The sequence below is a fragment of the Streptomyces sp. NPDC041784 genome, assembly GCF_055591025.1.
The window spans coordinates 46,218-61,944 of the sequence record NZ_JBVJAB010000017.1; the positions used below are offsets into that span (position 1 = coordinate 46,218).

At 71.1% G+C, this 15,727-nt stretch carries 15 protein-coding genes and 1 pseudogene; 13 read left to right on the forward strand and 3 right to left on the reverse strand.

Features of this window, described 5'->3' with window-relative positions; all coding sequences use genetic code 11:
- The first annotated feature begins 232 nt into the window (after positions 1–232).
- Positions 233–1,210, forward strand: coding sequence for a pectate lyase family protein (locus tag ACZ6D7_RS31610; protein ID WP_469498158.1), 978 nt, complete (start codon positions 233–235; stop codon positions 1,208–1,210).
- Between the two features lie 32 nt (positions 1,211–1,242).
- Positions 1,243–2,049, forward strand: coding sequence for a pectate lyase (locus ACZ6D7_RS31615; RefSeq protein ID WP_469498161.1), 807 nt, complete (start codon positions 1,243–1,245; stop codon positions 2,047–2,049).
- 98 nt (positions 2,050–2,147) lie between these two features.
- Here ACZ6D7_RS31615 and ACZ6D7_RS31620 read toward each other — a convergent pair whose 3' ends face one another.
- Positions 2,148–2,894 (reverse strand): PaaX family transcriptional regulator C-terminal domain-containing protein, encoded by a 747-nt coding sequence (locus ACZ6D7_RS31620; RefSeq protein ID WP_469498164.1) that lies wholly within the window; start codon positions 2,892–2,894, stop codon positions 2,148–2,150.
- A 129-nt stretch (positions 2,895–3,023) separates the two neighbouring features.
- Here ACZ6D7_RS31620 and ACZ6D7_RS31625 point away from each other — a divergent pair, with 129 nt between their 5' ends.
- Entirely contained in the window at positions 3,024–4,676 is a 1,653-nt protein-coding gene (locus tag ACZ6D7_RS31625) for an acyl-CoA dehydrogenase family protein (RefSeq protein WP_469498166.1), read from the forward strand.
- A gap of 331 nt (positions 4,677–5,007) precedes the next feature.
- On the opposite strand, the pseudogene ACZ6D7_RS31630 reads toward ACZ6D7_RS31625, so the two are convergent.
- Positions 5,008–5,136: pseudogene (locus ACZ6D7_RS31630) on the reverse strand (helix-turn-helix domain-containing protein); the annotation flags it as partial.
- 420 nt (positions 5,137–5,556) lie between these two features.
- Here ACZ6D7_RS31630 and ACZ6D7_RS31635 point away from each other — a divergent pair.
- Positions 5,557–6,354, forward strand: coding sequence for a maleylpyruvate isomerase family mycothiol-dependent enzyme (locus ACZ6D7_RS31635; RefSeq protein ID WP_469498169.1), 798 nt, complete (start codon positions 5,557–5,559; stop codon positions 6,352–6,354).
- A gap of 72 nt (positions 6,355–6,426) precedes the next feature.
- Positions 6,427–6,873 carry a hypothetical protein gene (locus ACZ6D7_RS31640; RefSeq protein ID WP_469498172.1) on the forward strand — a complete coding sequence of 149 codons (447 nt, stop codon included), beginning with the start codon at positions 6,427–6,429 and terminating at the stop codon, positions 6,871–6,873.
- Between the two features lie 436 nt (positions 6,874–7,309).
- Here ACZ6D7_RS31640 and ACZ6D7_RS31645 read toward each other — a convergent pair whose 3' ends face one another.
- Complete coding sequence (locus ACZ6D7_RS31645) at positions 7,310–7,888, reverse strand: Rv1733c family protein (RefSeq protein WP_469498175.1); 579 nt, start codon at positions 7,886–7,888, stop codon at positions 7,310–7,312.
- Positions 7,889–8,160: 272 nt separating this feature from the next.
- On the opposite strand from ACZ6D7_RS31645, the gene ACZ6D7_RS31650 reads away from it, so the two are divergent.
- The 8 genes from ACZ6D7_RS31650 to ACZ6D7_RS31685 all read left to right on the forward strand — a co-directional run bounded on the left by ACZ6D7_RS31650 (position 8,161) and on the right by ACZ6D7_RS31685 (position 15,603).
- Positions 8,161–9,246: a WD40/YVTN/BNR-like repeat-containing protein gene (locus tag ACZ6D7_RS31650; protein ID WP_469498178.1), complete on the forward strand. Its 1,086-nt coding sequence runs from the start codon at positions 8,161–8,163 to the stop codon at positions 9,244–9,246.
- A gap of 311 nt (positions 9,247–9,557) precedes the next feature.
- Positions 9,558–10,331 (forward strand): thioesterase II family protein, encoded by a 774-nt coding sequence (locus ACZ6D7_RS31655; protein WP_469498180.1) that lies wholly within the window; start codon positions 9,558–9,560, stop codon positions 10,329–10,331.
- Positions 10,332–10,995: 664 nt separating this feature from the next.
- Positions 10,996–11,901 carry a thiamine pyrophosphate-dependent dehydrogenase E1 component subunit alpha gene (locus tag ACZ6D7_RS31660; RefSeq protein WP_469498183.1) on the forward strand — a complete coding sequence of 302 codons (906 nt, stop codon included), beginning with the start codon at positions 10,996–10,998 and terminating at the stop codon, positions 11,899–11,901.
- Positions 11,898–12,881: an alpha-ketoacid dehydrogenase subunit beta gene (locus ACZ6D7_RS31665; RefSeq protein WP_469498186.1), complete on the forward strand. Its 984-nt coding sequence runs from the start codon at positions 11,898–11,900 to the stop codon at positions 12,879–12,881. Before ACZ6D7_RS31660 ends, ACZ6D7_RS31665 begins: the two co-directional genes overlap by 4 nt.
- On the forward strand, positions 12,878–13,126 hold the full coding sequence (locus tag ACZ6D7_RS31670) for a biotin/lipoyl-containing protein (protein ID WP_469498191.1): 249 nt from the start codon (positions 12,878–12,880) through the stop codon (positions 13,124–13,126). The genes ACZ6D7_RS31665 and ACZ6D7_RS31670 overlap by 4 nt, the downstream gene beginning before the upstream one ends.
- A gap of 78 nt (positions 13,127–13,204) precedes the next feature.
- Entirely contained in the window at positions 13,205–13,453 is a 249-nt protein-coding gene (locus ACZ6D7_RS31675) for a phosphopantetheine-binding protein (RefSeq protein ID WP_469498193.1), read from the forward strand.
- A complete protein-coding gene (locus ACZ6D7_RS31680) occupies positions 13,450–14,385 on the forward strand; it encodes a 3-oxoacyl-[acyl-carrier-protein] synthase III C-terminal domain-containing protein (protein WP_469498195.1) in 936 nt (311 codons plus the stop codon). Before ACZ6D7_RS31675 ends, ACZ6D7_RS31680 begins: the two co-directional genes overlap by 4 nt.
- Before the next feature lie 84 nt (positions 14,386–14,469).
- The gene (locus ACZ6D7_RS31685; RefSeq protein WP_469498198.1) at positions 14,470–15,603 is read left to right on the forward strand and encodes a zinc-binding dehydrogenase; all 1,134 of its coding nucleotides are present in this window, start codon (positions 14,470–14,472) and stop codon (positions 15,601–15,603) included.
- Positions 15,604–15,727: the final 124 nt, after the last annotated feature.

The window sequence follows — 15,727 nt, forward strand, 5'->3', positions numbered from 1 at the left end:
GAAGCGCTCCCACGCCATCTTCCCGAATGCTCCTGTCGCGGGACGGGTGGCCGAATGTGTTCTGCGCAAAGCGTTGACTAGAAAGCGCTTGCCCCCTACGTTCCGTTCAACAGTGTGACCGAACCGCTCGCCAAGGTCCCTAAAAGGCAGCACTGCACTCTGCACAGCGTTCAACATGGCGCACGTTGTTCATATATGCGTTCACCCAGTCCTTTCGAAGGGACGCACCCGCATGCGTACAGGCCCCCCACGTACACACGCGCAAAGAACCACTCTCGTCGCGGCGACCGCCGCACTCGCGACGGCGGCGGTCCTCGCCCTCCCCCGGCCGGCCGGCGCGGCCGACCCCTCGCCGGTCGGGTTCGGCGCCGGGACGACCGGCGGCGGCAGCACCACGGCGGTCACCGTCTCGACGCTCGCCGCGTTCCAGACCGCCGTGACCGGCAGCACGGCGAAGGTGGTGAAGGTCAACGGCCTGATCTCGCTGAGCGGTCAGGTCGACATCGGGTCCAACACCACCGTCCTGGGCGTCGGTTCGTCCTCCGGGTTCACCGGGGGCGGGCTGCGGCTGAAGAACGTCACGAACGTCGTCATCCGCAACCTGAACATCAGCAAGCCGCTCGCGCCGGCCGACGGCATCGAGGTGCAGCGGTCCACGAAGGTGTGGATCGACCACAACTCCTTCTCGGCCGACCGCGATCACGACAAGGACCACTACGACGGTCTGCTGGACGTCAACCACGCCTCCGACCTCGTCACGGTCTCCTGGAACACCTTCAAGGAGCACTACAAGGGCTCGCTCGTCGGCCACAGCGACAACAACGCGAGCGAGGACACCGGGCATCTGAGGGTGACGTACCACCACAACCTGTTCAGCAACGTCTACTCGCGCATCCCGAGCCTGCGCTTCGGCACCGGGCACTTCTACGACAACTACGTCGTGGGCGCCGAGACGGCCGTGCACTCGCGGATGGGCGCGCAGATGCTCGTGGAGAACAACGTCTTCCGTGACACCCCGGTCGCGGTGACCACCAACCGCAGCAGCGACGTGGACGGGTACGCCAACCTGACCGGCAACGACCTCGGCGGAGCCGCGACCGAGGTCTCGCAGGTCGGGACGTTCACGAAACCGCCGTACGGCTACACCGCCGAGCCGGCCTCGTCCGTCGTCGCCTCGGTGACGTCCGGCGCGGGCGCCGGGAAGCCCTGACGGCCCCACCCCCACCACAGAAGGAACGGGACATGACTTCTGCGACCCGACCGCGCGCCCGCCGGCGCGCACTGACCGGCTCGTTGGCCGCGGTCAGCATGTCAATTGGCATGATCATGACCAGTGGCAGTCTCACCCCGGCGAGCGCGGCCACCTGGCCCACCGCGACCGGCAGCCAGGCGGTCTCCGCCACCATCCCGGTGTCCGGCACCAAGGACTACGGGATGATCCGCCTCTACGGCACCGGTGACCTGGGCAGCGGCAGCCAGGACGAGGACCAGGGGCCGATCCTGGAACTGGCGGCCGGCGCCGTCCTCAAGAACGTCATCATCGGCGCCCCCGCCGCCGACGGCATCCACTGCAAGGGCAGCTGCACGCTCCAGAACGTCTGGTGGGAGGACGTCGGCGAGGACGCCGCCACCTTCCGCGGCTCGTCATCGTCCAACGTGTACACGGTCTCGGGCGGTGGCGCGCGGTCGGCCAGCGACAAAGTGTTCCAGTTCAACGGCGCCGGGACGCTCAACGTCTCCAACTTCGCGGTGCAGAACTTCGGCACGTTCATCCGTTCCTGCGGCAACTGCTCGACGCAGTACAAGCGGACGATCAACCTCAACACCATCGAGGCGACCTACTCGGGGAGCAGGCTCGTCGGCATCAACACGAACTACGGCGACAGCGCGACCCTGAAGAAGATCACGATCGTCGGCGACAGCAGCAAGAAGATCATCCCGTGCCAGAAGTACATCGGGAACAACACGGGAGCCGAGCCGACCACGAACGGCACCAGCGCGGACGGGACGTACTGCAAGTACGCGTCCTCGGACATCACCTACATGTAGCCCCTCCCTCCCCCACAGCTGTCCCCCCACCACCGTCCCCCACGGTGAAGGCGGCCGTACGAAGCGCCCCCGCACGGCGCTTCGCACGGCCGCCGCTCCTATGCGCCGAGGGTCGCGGCGGTGAGGTCGCGCCGGTACTCCTCGTACGCGGCCCGCAGGGCCGGACCGGGCCAGTCCGCCGGCAGGAGCGCGGCGGGCAGCACGGGGTCGGCGAGCAGATGCCGTACGACCGCCGCGGCAGCGGTGAAGCGGTCGGCGGGGTGGCGGGCGTGCTCGGCGTGGGCCAGCAGGGCCCTGGCGGTGTCCGCCCAGGCGTCCAGCGGCCACAGGTCGGCGGCCAGTTCACGGGCGGGCCGTGCGGGGCGTGCGGTGAAGCGCTGGAGCACCTCGTCGAGACCGGCGGGCCAGGGGCGGCGCAGGTTGGCGGGCCGCAGCCAGACGCCCTCGCGGAGTTCGGCGAGCCGCAGGGCCGTCAACCGGGCACGCAGTTCGGCGCGTTCGGCGGGGCCGCGTCCGATCGTGGTGATCACGGCCGTCTCCCAGTCGCCGTCCCACGCGCGCGTGTCCGGACTCACGGCGTCGTCCTGGCGGCGCTGGCGCTCCAGCAGCCGGTCGCTGAGCCGGTAGACGCCGTCCGCGCGCCGCAGGTCACCGGCCGCCACCATCCGGCTGAGCGCGGCCCGTACCGTCGACCCGCCGACGCCGAAGGGTTCCACTCCGCGCACCAGGTCCTTCGCCGGCAGCTCGGGCGGGTGCGTGCCGAGCAGCAGGCTCAGGACCACCGACCGCGCGGACAGCGGCCGCAGGTCGACCCCGCCGGGTTCCGCCGAGACGTTCATCCGCATGGCCACGACTGTACGTCCCTCTGCACGTCGCCCCTCTCGATGCACGCCTGCTCTATGCACGCCTGCTCCATGCCACGGTTCGATGTTGCACTATTGCTACGACCGCAGCGTGAGTGCAACATGGTGAGCATGACCTCGACACCCGCGCAGTCGCCGCCGTACGCCACGCACGACGTGACCAACCAGCCGCCGCCCCTCGCGCCCTACGACGCCTCCGCCGACGCCGCTCTGCTGGAAGGGCTGCGCCGGGAAGGCGCCGGGTGGGCGGAGCCGGACGTCCGCCGGATCGGGCGGCTGGCCGGCGGTCCCGAGGCGCAGGAGTGGGGCGAGCTGGCCAACCGCCACGAGCCCGTGCTGCGCACGCACGACCGGTACGGCCATCGTGTCGACGAGGTCGACTTCCATCCGAGCTGGCACGAGCTGATGCGGGTCGCCGTCGCCGAGGGGCTCGCCGGGGCGCCCTGGGCGGACGGCCGGCCCGGTGCCCATGTGGCCCGGACGGCGGGCGGGCTGGTGTGGGGCCACACCGAGGCCGGGCACGGCTGCCCCACGTCCATGACGTACGCGGCCGTCCCCGCGCTGCGCCGCGAGCCCGAGCTGGCGAAGGTCTACGAACCGCTGCTGACCGGCCGGGAGTACGACCCGGGGCTGCGGGTGCCGACGCAGAAGCGCGGGCTGCTCGCCGGGATGGGGATGACGGAGAAGCAGGGCGGTTCCGACGTCCGGACGAACACCACGGCGGCCACGCCGACGGCCGAGCCCGGGGTGTACACCCTGCGCGGGCACAAGTGGTTCACCTCGGCGCCGATGTGCGACCTGTTCCTCGTCCTGGCACAGGCTCCCGGCGGGCTGTCCTGTTTCCTCGTGCCGCGCGTGCTGCCGGACGGCAGCCGCAACACGTTCCGCGTCCAGCGGCTGAAGGACAAGCTCGGCAACCGCTCCAACGCGTCGTCCGAGCCGGAGTTCGACGGGACGGTGGCCTGGCTGGTGGGGCCCGAGGGGCAGGGTGTGAAGACCATCATCGAGATGGTCAACTGCACGCGTCTGGACTGCGTGATGTCGTCCGCGACGCTGATGCGCAAGACGCTCGTCGAGGCAGGCCATCACGTACGGCACCGGAGCGCGTTCGGCGCGCTGCTGAGGGACCAGCCGCTGATGCGCAACGTGCTGGCCGACCTGGCGCTGGAGTCGGAGGCGGCGACGACGCTCACGCTGCGGCTGGCCGGCGCGGCGGACCGGGCGGTGCGCGGGGACGCGGGTGAGCAGGCCTTCCGGCGGATCGCGACCGCCGTCGGCAAGTACTGGGTGACCAAGCGGGGGCCGGCCTTCACCGCGGAGGCCCTGGAGTGCCTGGGCGGCAACGGGTACGTGGAGGACTCGGGCATGCCCCGGCACTATCGCGAGGCGCCCCTGCTGTCGATCTGGGAGGGCTCGGGCAACGTCAACGCGCTCGACGTGCTGCGGGCGCTGACCCGCGAGCCGGGCACCGCGGACGCCCTCTTCGGCGAACTGGCCCTGGCCGAGGGAGCGGACGCCCGCCTCGACGCGGCGATCGCACGACTGCGGACCCGGCTGGGCGAGGCGACACCGGCGGGGGCCCGCCGTCTGGTGGAGCAGATGGCCCTCACCCTCCAGGCCTCCCTCCTGGTCCGCCACACCCCGCCCGCCGTCGCCGACGCCTTCTGCGCGACGCGCCTGGCCGGCGACTGGGGCTACGCCTTCGGCACACTGCCGGAGGGGGCGGACGTGGACGGGATCCTGGAACGGAGTCTTTCCTTCTAGGCCCTTTCATCACACTCCGCCTGCTCCGCGACCGGCCGACGGCCACCAGTACATGACCGACGCGTCCCCCGAGCCCACGTGGAGTACATCCGGAGAGGAGAACATGACGGCGCTCCCGCGAGGACGGATCGACGAACGACAGCGTCTGGATGCCCACCGGGCGGCCACCCAGGATCTCCGCCGCCAAGACCTGATGCCCGCCACCGCTGTCGTTCACCACCCGGTCCACCTCGAAGGCCGCCCCGTCACCGACCGGCAGCGGAGACGGCCCGCCCGCACGTCCTCCCCGGGCTGCCAACTGCCCCAGATCAGAGACGGACACGGGTGAACGCAGACTCCGATACACCGTCATCCGCGACAGCGCCGGACTCACCGCTCCGGAACCCTCCAGCACATGAGCGATCCGCCGCGGACCCCACCGCGGATGCTCACGCCGCAGCTCGCACACGGCCGCCGCAACGACGTGCACGGAAAAGCCGATCACGACCGCTGTCATCCGTCAGCTGGGACGGAAGTGTCAAGCATCTACCGGGACCGGACAAGCCCCAAGAGACCGACTGAGTGACAACCTTCTTCACGGGTTCAAGACCATGCCTCCGGCGGGGGCGCTCAGACTCCGGGATGGACGGGGCGACGTATGCGAGTGCCGGCACATCGTGGCGAGTGTCGGAGCCAGACCCGCGAGTCAATCGGAAACCTCGAATCGGGCACGGTAAGAGTGGCTGATGAGGCCTTGCCGGTGCGGCGTTGCGTGACTCACTGATCGTTTCAGAATGTGGACACGGCGTCATCTGAGGGCGCCCGGCCCGTGCCGCGCGCTCGCCGCCTCGGCTGTGAAAATCAATGTCCGATTGTCGGAACACGGTGATAGGGAGTCCATGTGACAACGACACTTACCTTCCCCGCTCTGTTGCGACTGATCGACGAACGGTCGAGCGCCTTCCGCGCCGCGGTCGCCTCCGCGCCCAGCCTCGACGTGCAGGTGCCGACCTGCCCCGAGTGGACGCTGTTCGATCTGGCGCAGCACATCGGCGAGGGGCGCCGCGTCTGGGCCGCCACCGTCGCCGCAGGGCCTGCTCCGGCCAAGTCCGCGGCGGAGGGCGCCCCGGCTGCGCCTCGGGAGGGCGAGGCCCTGCTGGCCTGGTTGGCGGAGTCCACGGAGCAACTGCTGGACGCATTGCGGGAGGCCGGACCGGATCGCGGTTGCTGGACGTGGTGGGGTGCGTCCCAGTCGCCGCAGACCTGTGGCGCCGTCGCCCGGCACCAGCTCCAGCAGATCGCGGTGCACACCTACGACGCCCAGGTCACTGTGGGTGCCCCGGAGCCGCTGCCGGATGAGGTGGCACTCGACGGTGTCGAGGAGTTCCTGTTCACCTGCGTCGCAACGACGAGTGCCTGGCCGCACAAGCCCACTGCCTTCGACTTCCACGCCACCGAGGGCCACTCCTGGCGCCTCACGGTCGACGGCGACGGCGCACGCTCCACCCGAATCTCCGGGCCCGGCACGACGCCTGTCGCCGCTGCCGACGAGGGCCCGAACGCGGCTGGCGTCTCCGTTCGCGGCACGGCCAGTGAGCTGGTTCTCTTCGTGTATGACCGTATACCGGCGGACTCCCTGCAGATCGAGGGAGACGCAGGTTTGTTCGACCTGCTCCGCGCGTGGGACCCGGAGGAGTAGGACGGGTGCTGTAGGGCGGCGAAACTGATTGTCGGAGTCGACGCGGCCAGCAGTGGACCCTAGCCTCACGCCATGAGTGACGACGCAGTCGAGGCAGAGGATGCCGTCAAGAACCGCTGCCTGAGAGCAGCCCGCATGCTTGCCCCATGCGTGAGCTACTTCGTCGAACGGGTCTCGTTCGGGGCCGTGGACGGCGGTGATTGTGTGGATGTCTTCCTCAGGGAGGGTCCGCACAAGCCAGACGTCGTGATCTCGCTTACCTGTCTGCACCACGTCGAGACAGGAGATTTGATCGCGGTCCAGGGCTCCTTCATCGACGAGATCTTGGTGGAGTACCTACCGCGGCTGCCACACCCATGGCCTGACGATGCCATCGGTCTCATCGACCGCTCTTCCGATCTCCCCGCGTTGGTGCGGCTCCGGATCACAGGGCCTTCGGAGGTCGACGTCGTCGCATCCTGCCTCACCATCTACACCGCGATGAGCGACGACGAAGCGAGCTTGCCGCTACATGGATGAGCAAGGCCCAGGCGGTTGCCGTACCGCAGCGAAGTACAGCAACCGACCCCAACCATCAGCGCCCTGCAAAGGCCGTGGAGGGGCTGGTCTGACCGTCAGCGACTGATCTCTAACCAGCCTGCTTCCTGGGGCTCGGACGGGAATGGACACGTCGCGATCACGCGGCCCCGTCGAGCGTGCGCACGGCCCGATCAGCCCCACGGGCTCCGTGCCGCCGCGCGGGCACGCGCCGCTTGTCACCCTGCGGGACCCGTCAGCGCGCCCCGGCCCCATCGGCTTGTTGCGGCCTGCCGGCGTGCCGTGCCACGCAGCTCCTGCCCGTGGCCACCCCAGCCTCACCGACCCTACGGCGCCACACGGCACCCGTCAGTCCCGCACACCCCGCTCGACTCGCCCGAGGTGTCGGCTCGGCTCGGCGACGTAGGCCATCGTGGGGTCAGCCCATGCGTCGTCCCCATACCGCGTCGAAGTGGGCCCAGTCCGTGTCCCACTGGTCGACCCGGCGGCGTTCCAGGCGGCCTCGGAGGAGGCGGCCGGCGGCGAAGGGGAAGGCCGCGGTGCCGACGCCGGCCAGGCCGCCGACCAGGGACGCGCGAAGGCGGGCCTGGGCGGGGGTGGGCGGCTCGGAGACCAGGCGGCCCTGTCGGTCCGTCCAGACGGTGACCGCCGTGCCGGTGGGGCTGCCGGAGCGGACCCGGACCTGGCCGGTGTGGGTGGAGCCGTCCGGGCCGGTCCAGCCGACCTTGGCCCACACCTGGTCGCCCCCGGCGGAGCCGCCCGTGGCCTTCCCTGGCGCCGGTTCGGTCAGCCGGCCCACCAGTGGGCGCCACTCGACGCGTTCCCGGGCCAGGCCCTGCTCGACGGACCCGGCGACCACCCATCCGGCCAGGACCCCGGTGAGGACTGTCAGCGCCCACACGCCGAGCACGACCCAGGCCTCCACCGTGTCGGCGCGACGCTTGAGCGAGTTGCGCCGCCAGCGCCACAGCCACACCTTCGGACCACGGAACGCCATCGAAGGCATCCTCCTCATGAACGCGCGAACATCCAGGACCGCCCTCCCATACGGGGCGGGCGGTCCCGATGCTCAGGACGAGTCGCTCGTCGCGACGGTCCCACGCGCCCGACGGCGCGCGCAGGTGTCCGCCCGAAGGTGGCCGACGTCATGCGGTCGCCGCCCGCCGTCGCCGCTGTGACCTGCGACGACACCGTTCCCGGAGGTGACTGTCAGTGGCGGGGTGCAGACTGGCCGGTGTCTGGGACAAAGATGTCGCGGAGGTGATCGGCATGACCGGGGTACTGCTCGCCGTAGGCACACGAAAAGGCCTGTTCATCGGGCGCCGGCGCGGTGGCGCCTGGGAGTTCGACGAATCCCCCTACTTCAACGCACAAGCGATCTACTCGGTCGCCATCGACACCCGCGGCGCCCGCCCGCGGCTGCTGGCCGGCGGTGACAGCGCGCACTGGGGCCCGTCGGTGTTCCACTCCGACGACCTCGGCCGCACCTGGACCGAACCGGCCAAGCCGGCCGTCAAGTTCCCGCAGGACACGGAGGCCTCGCTGGAGCGGGTGTGGCAGCTGCACCCGGCCGCCGCCGAGCCGGACGTGGTGTACGCGGGTACGGAACCTGCCGCGCTGTACCGCTCCGAGGACCGGGGCGAGACCTTCGAGCTGGTCCGCCCCCTGTGGGAGCATCCGACGCGCTCGCAGTGGGTGCCGGGCGGTGGCGGAGAGGGCCTGCACACCGTCCTCACCGACGAGCGCGACCCGCGTGCGGTGACCGTGGCGGTCTCGACGGCCGGGGTGTTCCGTACGACCGACGCGGGCGCGAGCTGGGAGCCGTCCAACTCCGGTGTCTCCGCGGTGTTCCTGCCGGATCCGAACCCGGAGTTCGGCCAGTGCGTGCACAAGATCGCCCGGGACGCGGCGAACCCCGACCGTCTCTATCTCCAGAACCACTGGGGTGTGTACCGCAGCGACGACGCGGGCGGGCACTGGACCGACATCGGCGAGGGCCTGCCGTCCACCTTCGGCTTCGCCGTCGCCGCGCACCCCCACAGGGGCGACACGGCGTACGTCTTCCCGATCAACGCGGACGCGGACCGGGTGCCCGCCGACCACCGCTGCCGGGTGTTCCGTACGGCGGACGCGGGCAAGAGCTGGGAGCCGCTCACGGCGGGCCTGCCGCAGGAGGACCACTACGGCACGGTGCTGCGGGACGCGCTGCGGACGGACGACGCGGACCCGGCGGGCGTGTACTTCGGCAACCGCAACGGCGAGGTGTTCGCCTCGGCCGACGACGGCGACAGCTGGCGGCAGCTCGCCTCCCATCTGCCGGACGTGCTGTGTGTGCGGGCGGCGGTGATCGACTGAACCGGAGCGGGAGCCGCGGGCCCGATGGGGCGAGCGCGAACGGTAGGGCGCCGCAAGCCGCGGGCGCCCCTTACCGGAACGACACCCACCGGAACGCCCTTGATCGCAGAACCGTAGATCACTTGTTCGTCACGACCCAGTACGGTGGAGCCGTGTGCCTCATCCGAGGCCTGCGGGTTCTCCGTGCGAGACGGCGTCAGAACCTGTGCTGTGACGGGGAGTCCGGCCGCCTGTCGGTGGTGGGACGCCCGGTGCGGCGCCCGGGCGACGCCTCTCGCCGGTGGAACGGCACCACACGACCGAGGAGTGACATGACCGCGTTCGACAGCCCCGCCGACTCGCCCTGGATACGACGGTACGCGCCCGCGCCCGACGCGTCGGTCCGGCTGGTGTGTCTTCCGCACGCGGGTGGGTCGGCGGCCTTCTACACCAAGCTGGCCAGGGCGCTGGGCCCGGACGTCGACACCCTCGCGGTGCAGTACCCGGGCCGGCTGGACCGGCGGCACGACCCCCTGGTCAAGGACATGGCGGAGCTGGCCGACCGGCTGGTCGCGGAGCTGGTGCCGTGGACGGACCGCGGGATGGCGCTGTTCGGGCACAGCCTGGGGGCGGTGCTCGGGTTCGAGGTGGCCCGGCGGCTGGAGGCCATGGGCCGTCCGCCGCTGGCGCTGTTCGTCTCCGGGCGCAACGCGCCGTCCCGGCACCGGCGGGAGTTCAGTCACCTGCTGGACGACAAGGCGCTCATCGAGCAGGTGAAGGCGCTGGGCGGCACCGACCCGCGGGTCTTCGAGCACGAGGAGCTGGTGCAGCTCGCGCTGCCGGTGATCCGCGCCGACTACGAGGCGGTGGACGGCTACCGCTACGAGCCGGGGGCGCCGTTGAGCTGCCCGGTGACCGTGCTGAACGGCACGGACGACCCCAAGGTGTCGCCGGAGGACACGGACGCGTGGCGTGAACACACCACCGGCGCCTTCGACTCGGTCGTCTTTCCCGGCCGGCACTTCTATCTCGTGGACCGGCACGCGGAGGTGACCGACGCGGTCGCGCGCCGGCTGGTGGATCTGACCAGTAAGCAGCGGATATAGCGCTTTGTAAGGCCACGCTGTGCGTGTGCCGGAGGTCGGCGGCACGGGATGCGCTGTGCGCGACGGCTCCGTTAGGCTGCATGACAGCACGGGTGTTACCCGTGTGACGGGGGAAGGAACTGAAGTGATGGCTCAGTTGACTGTGCCGATGCCCGACGTCGGCCGCACCATCAGGCTCTCCGCCGGACCCGGTCGTGCCGGGTCCCCGACGCGGGCACCCGCACCACCCGACCCGGTCCGCCGTGGACCAGGCCGCGTCGTGCCGTGCGGCACGCTCGCGCCGTCGGTCGTGAAGCCGTAACCCACCCTCTCCGCAACCGTTTCCGGTAGCCATCCGCCGCCCCGCACCTCGTGCCGGGCGTGCCCGTCGGCCGCGCCATGCGCCGGGACCGGGCAGCGGGGCACCGGGAGCACGGCGGGCGTCCGCCCACGGCGGCCGGGACAGCCGGAGAGGTTCGGGGACCGAGGGAACGGACCCGTCGGTGACGGGGCCGCGCCTCCCCCCTCAACTCTCGCTGGGTGAACACCAGTTCGCTGTTCCCCCAGGTGTTCCCGTGCCCGGCCGCCGGTGTGCGGCGCCTTCGGCGTGCGGAGCCCCGGGGTGCCGCGTGCGGCCCGACGACAGACAGCTCACCGACGAACCTACGACTGGTGATCAATGATCTTGAAGTCAGAATCCGAGCACGAACTGGATCCGGGCGACGACACCCGGCGGTCCCTGTTGCGCCACATGCTCGTGGCCAGAGGCGTCGACGAGGAGGCCCGTCAGCTCCAGAAGCAGGGCGCGCTGGACCTGTGGCTGTCCTGTCAGGGGCAGGAGGCCGCCCAGGTGGGCTCCGCGCTCGCCGTGGGCCCGGACCCGACGGTCTTTCCCAGTTACCGGGAGCACGCGGTCGCCCTCCTGCGGGGCGTGCGCCCGGACGAGCTGGTCGCGCAGTGGGCCGGCCGGACGTTCTGCGGCTGGGACCCGCGCGAGCTGCGGTTCTTCCCGTACACGCTGGTGCTGGCCGCGCAGACGCTGCACGGCGTCGGGTACTCGATCGGGCAGCGGCTGCAGGAGCGGGAGGACTTCGTCGTCGTGTACGTCGGCGACGGCGCCACCAGCGAGGGCGACATGTCGGAGGCGATGAACCTGGCCGCCGTCGAGTCGGCGTCCGTGCTGTTCGTCTGCCAGAACAACGGCTGGGCCATCTCGAAGCCCGCCGACGAGCAGATGCGCACCTCGGTGGCCGAGCGCGCCCGGGGTTTCGGCATCGAGGCCGTCCGGGTCTCCGGTCAGGACCCGGAGGCCGTCTTCTCGGCGTGCGCGCGGGCCGCCGCCCATGTGCGCGGAGAGCGGGCGCCGTATCTGGTGGAGATCCAGGTGGGGCGCATCCACGGTCACTCGACCTCCGACGCCCAGGAGGTCTACCGCAGCCGCGACGACATCGCGCGGACCAAGGCCGCGGACCCGGTGACCGCCTACGCGGACCGGCTGAAGGACCTGGGGCTGGTGGACACCGCGTGGCTCGACGCCGTAGGCGCGGAAGTACAGGAGCTGCGGGAGCGGTTGATGAAGGAGTACGCGTGACGAGCACCGTGCGGTCCGCCGGTCTGGCGGAGTCGATCAACGCGACCCTCGCCGATCTGCTGGAACAGGATCCGAGACTGCTGCTGCTCGGCGAGGACATCGGGCGCCTCGGCGGCGTGTTCCGGGTCACCCGGGGTCTGCGGGAGCGCTTCGGCGGGGACCGGGTGCGGGACTCGCTGCTGGCGGAGTCCACCATCGTCGGCCAGGCCGTCGGGATGGCGATGAGCGGGCTGGTGCCGGTCTGCGAGATCCAGTTCGACGGGTTCACCTATCCCGCGGTCAACCAGCTGGTGACCCAGGCGGCCCGGATCGGCGGCCGGTGGAACGGCCAGGTCAGTCCGAGCCTGGTGGTGCGGATCCCGACGGGCGGTGGCTTCCGGGGCGTGGAGCACCACAGCGAGTCCAACGAGGCGCTGTTCGCGCGCGCCCCGGGCCTGTCGGTGGCCTGCCCCTCCACGGGCGAGGACGCCGACCAGATCCTGCGGTACGCGGTGACACTCGGTTCGCCCGTGGTGATGTACGAGCCCATCCGCCTGTACTACCGGCGGACCACCCCCGTCCGGGACCCCGGGCCGGCGGCGTCGCCGACCGCGGCACGGGTCGTGCGGCGCGGCGCGGATCTGACGATCGCCACCTTCGGCGCCGTCACGAACGAGGTGCTGGAAGCGGCACACGCGCTCAGCCCCGAGGTCGACGTCGAGGTGGTGGACCTGCGGTGGGTGGCCCCGCTCGACATGGACACGGTCCTTCGGTCCGTCGCCCGGACCGGGCGGCTGCTGATCGTGCACGAGGGGTCGAAGGACGTCGGTATCGGGGCCGAGATCGCCGCGTCGGTGGCCGAGCACGGCTTCGACGCGCTGCGGGGCCCCATCCGGCGGCTGGCCCCCGACCGCCGCGCGTATCCCCCGGCGGACTTCGAGAAGGACTACCTGATCGGTGTGCAGGAGATCAAGGACGAGGTTCTGGTGATGATGAAGTGAGCGACTCCCCCATGGACATGCACGTTCCCGGCTTCGGACACGGCCTCGGCGAGGCCCTGCTGATCGAGTGGGTCGCCGGTGTCGGCGACCGGGTCGAGCGGGGGGACGTCATCGCGGTCGTCGAGACCGACAAGGCGAGCACGGAGATCGTGGCGGAGCGCGGCGGCCGGGTCACGGCCCACTCCGCGACGGTCGGCACGATCCTCAAGTCCGGCGAGGTGCTGTACCGGTTGGCGGCCGACTAGCCCCGCCGTCCCGAGGGGCCGAACGGTCCCGCCGTCCCGAAGCATCCGCAAACCCAGTCAGTTGCACGGAGAAGGAACATGAGCGACATCGAAAGCCGTATCGCGGACACCATGCTGGCCAAACTGCGCGAGCGCGACCCGTCGTTGGGCCCCGACGACCTCTCCCGGCCGGTCGCCGACCTCGACCTCGACTCCCTCGACCTGGTCGAGCTCCACCAGCAGCTGGAGCGCGAACTCCAGCTCAAGGGCGATCTGAAGGAGACCGCCGGGTTCGCCTTCCTCGACGACTTCAGCGCCTACTTCGTGAAGCTGGCGAGCCGGGGATGAGCGCGGGCATCGTCGACCTCGCCACCGCGAAGCCGGGCCGGACGATCGACAACGACCACTTCGCGTCGATCGGTCTCACGGACGAGTGGATCAGGCGCCGCAGCGGCATCGCCGCCCGCTCCTGGCTGCCGGACGAGACCCCGCTGGAGGAGGTGGCGGCGGAGGCCTGCGCACCGATCGTCACGAGGATGGACGACCCGTCCTCGATCGGCGCCCTGGTCGTCGTCAGCACCTCGGTGCGCCGGCGTGTCCCGGGCATCGCGCAGAAGGTGGCACAGCTCGCCGGGCTGGCGCCCTCGGTGCTGGCGTTCGACATGAACGCGGCCTGCTGCGGCTTCGTCTACGGGCTGGTCACCGGGCTGTCCCTGTGCGACGCGGGATCGGCGCGGTCGGTCCTGGTGTGCTCGGTGGAGGCCATGTCCCGGCTGGTGGACCGCACGGACCGGCAGACGGCGTGCATCTTCGCCGACGGCGCCGCGGCCGTCCTGCTGGAGGACCGCGCGGATTTCGCCGGCTTCCGTCAGATCGCGGGCTGCGACGGCTCCCAGGAGGCGCTCATGCGGGAGACGGACGCGGGTGGCATCCATCTCGACGGGATGCAGGTGTACGACCGCGCCGTGCGCCGGATGTCGGAGTCGGCGCAGTACCTCTTCGACCACGGGCCCGCGCCGACGGTCCTGGTCGGCCACCAGGCGAACGGCCGGATCCTGGAGCAGGTCCGCAGCTTCACCACCCATCTCGGCGTGCCCTTCGTGAACCGGATCGAGAACTCCGGGAACACGTCGTCCGCGTCGATCCCGCTGGCGTTCGCCGAGGAGCTGGACGCGGGGGCGCTGCCCGCCGCGGGCCGGCTCGGGGCCGTCGCCTACGGCGCCGGTGAGGCGTGGGGCGGTGTCTCGGTGGGCTACCGGGTACCGGCGACGGCCCTCTGACCGCACCGGGAACCCGGCGAACGTACTCGATCACAGGAGGTTGTCATCTACTCACCAGAAGCCTGGGTCCTGCGCTCCGGTGCGGTGGCCGGCCCGCACGACGGCGGACCCGGCGGGGCGCTGCGGCGCGATCTGTTCACCTTCGGCCCGCTGGAGGAGGGTGAGGCGCTGGTGGAGCCGATCCTCGGCTCCTGGGAGGCCAACATCGACCACGCGCTGGCCCGTTCACCGATCGACGTGTGCAGCAGCCGCGGCGAGGACGCGGTGGTCCTGGGCAACCTGGGCGTGGTGCGCGTGCTCAAGGTGAACGCGGGCGGCCGGGACGTCCAGGTCCGTGAAGGGGACCTGTGTCTGCTGCTGCCCTTCGGCAAGCTCGACCGCTTCGGCTACGCCGAACTCGCCTACGCCTACGACGCCCCGCACACCATCGGCCTGCTGGCCGAGCGGTCCAAGATGGACGTACGGCTGCTGCTGCCGATCCCGGAGGGCACGGCGTACTCGCTGCCCCAGTGGGCCACGTACGGGCGGTACTTCACCGCCTGGGACAACTGGCGCAAGGCGTACGGCTGCTGGCGCACGCAGGTTCCCGACGACGACCCGGCGAACCACCTGGTGTTCGGGTGGGGCGGCGGGGTGGCCTTCGCCGAGCTGATGCTGGCCAAGCGGGCCGGGTTCCGGGTGGCGATGACGGCGGGCTCGGACGAGCGGATCGCCTTCCTGCGGGAGAACGGCATCGTCGCGGTGGACCGCCGCCGGTTCCCCGACCTCTCGCTGCCCACCCGTCAGGAACGCACGGACCGGGAGCGGCACCAGCGGCGCCGGACGTCGGTCGAGGACTTCCTGGGTGTCGTCGAGGGGCTGAGCGACGGCCACGGGGTCGCGGTCTTCGTGGACAACATCGGCGAGCCGCTGTACGACGTCACCCTGCGGGCGCTGGCCCGTGAGGGGGTCGTCACCACGTGCGGCTGGAAGGCGGGGATGCGTCTGTCCCATCTGCGGGGGGCCGAGTGCATCAGCCGGCACATCCATGTGAACACGCATGTGTGGCGGCTGCCGGACTCGCCGGGCATCCGGGACTTCCAGGAGGCGGAGGGCTGGATGGCGCCGGAGGGGTCGGACGTGGTCTACGACTTCGACCGGGTGCCCGAGCTGGCCGACGACTACGCGCACGGCAGGATCGGCTCCTACTTCCCGATGTACCGCGTGAACCCGCTCTGACCGGCCACGTGCCACGAACGGGTCGGCCCCGGGGGGGGGGGGGGGGGGGGGGGGGGGGGGGGGGTTGGGGGGGGGGGGGGGGGGGGGAGTGGGGGGAGGGGGGGGGGGGGGGGGGGGGGTTGTT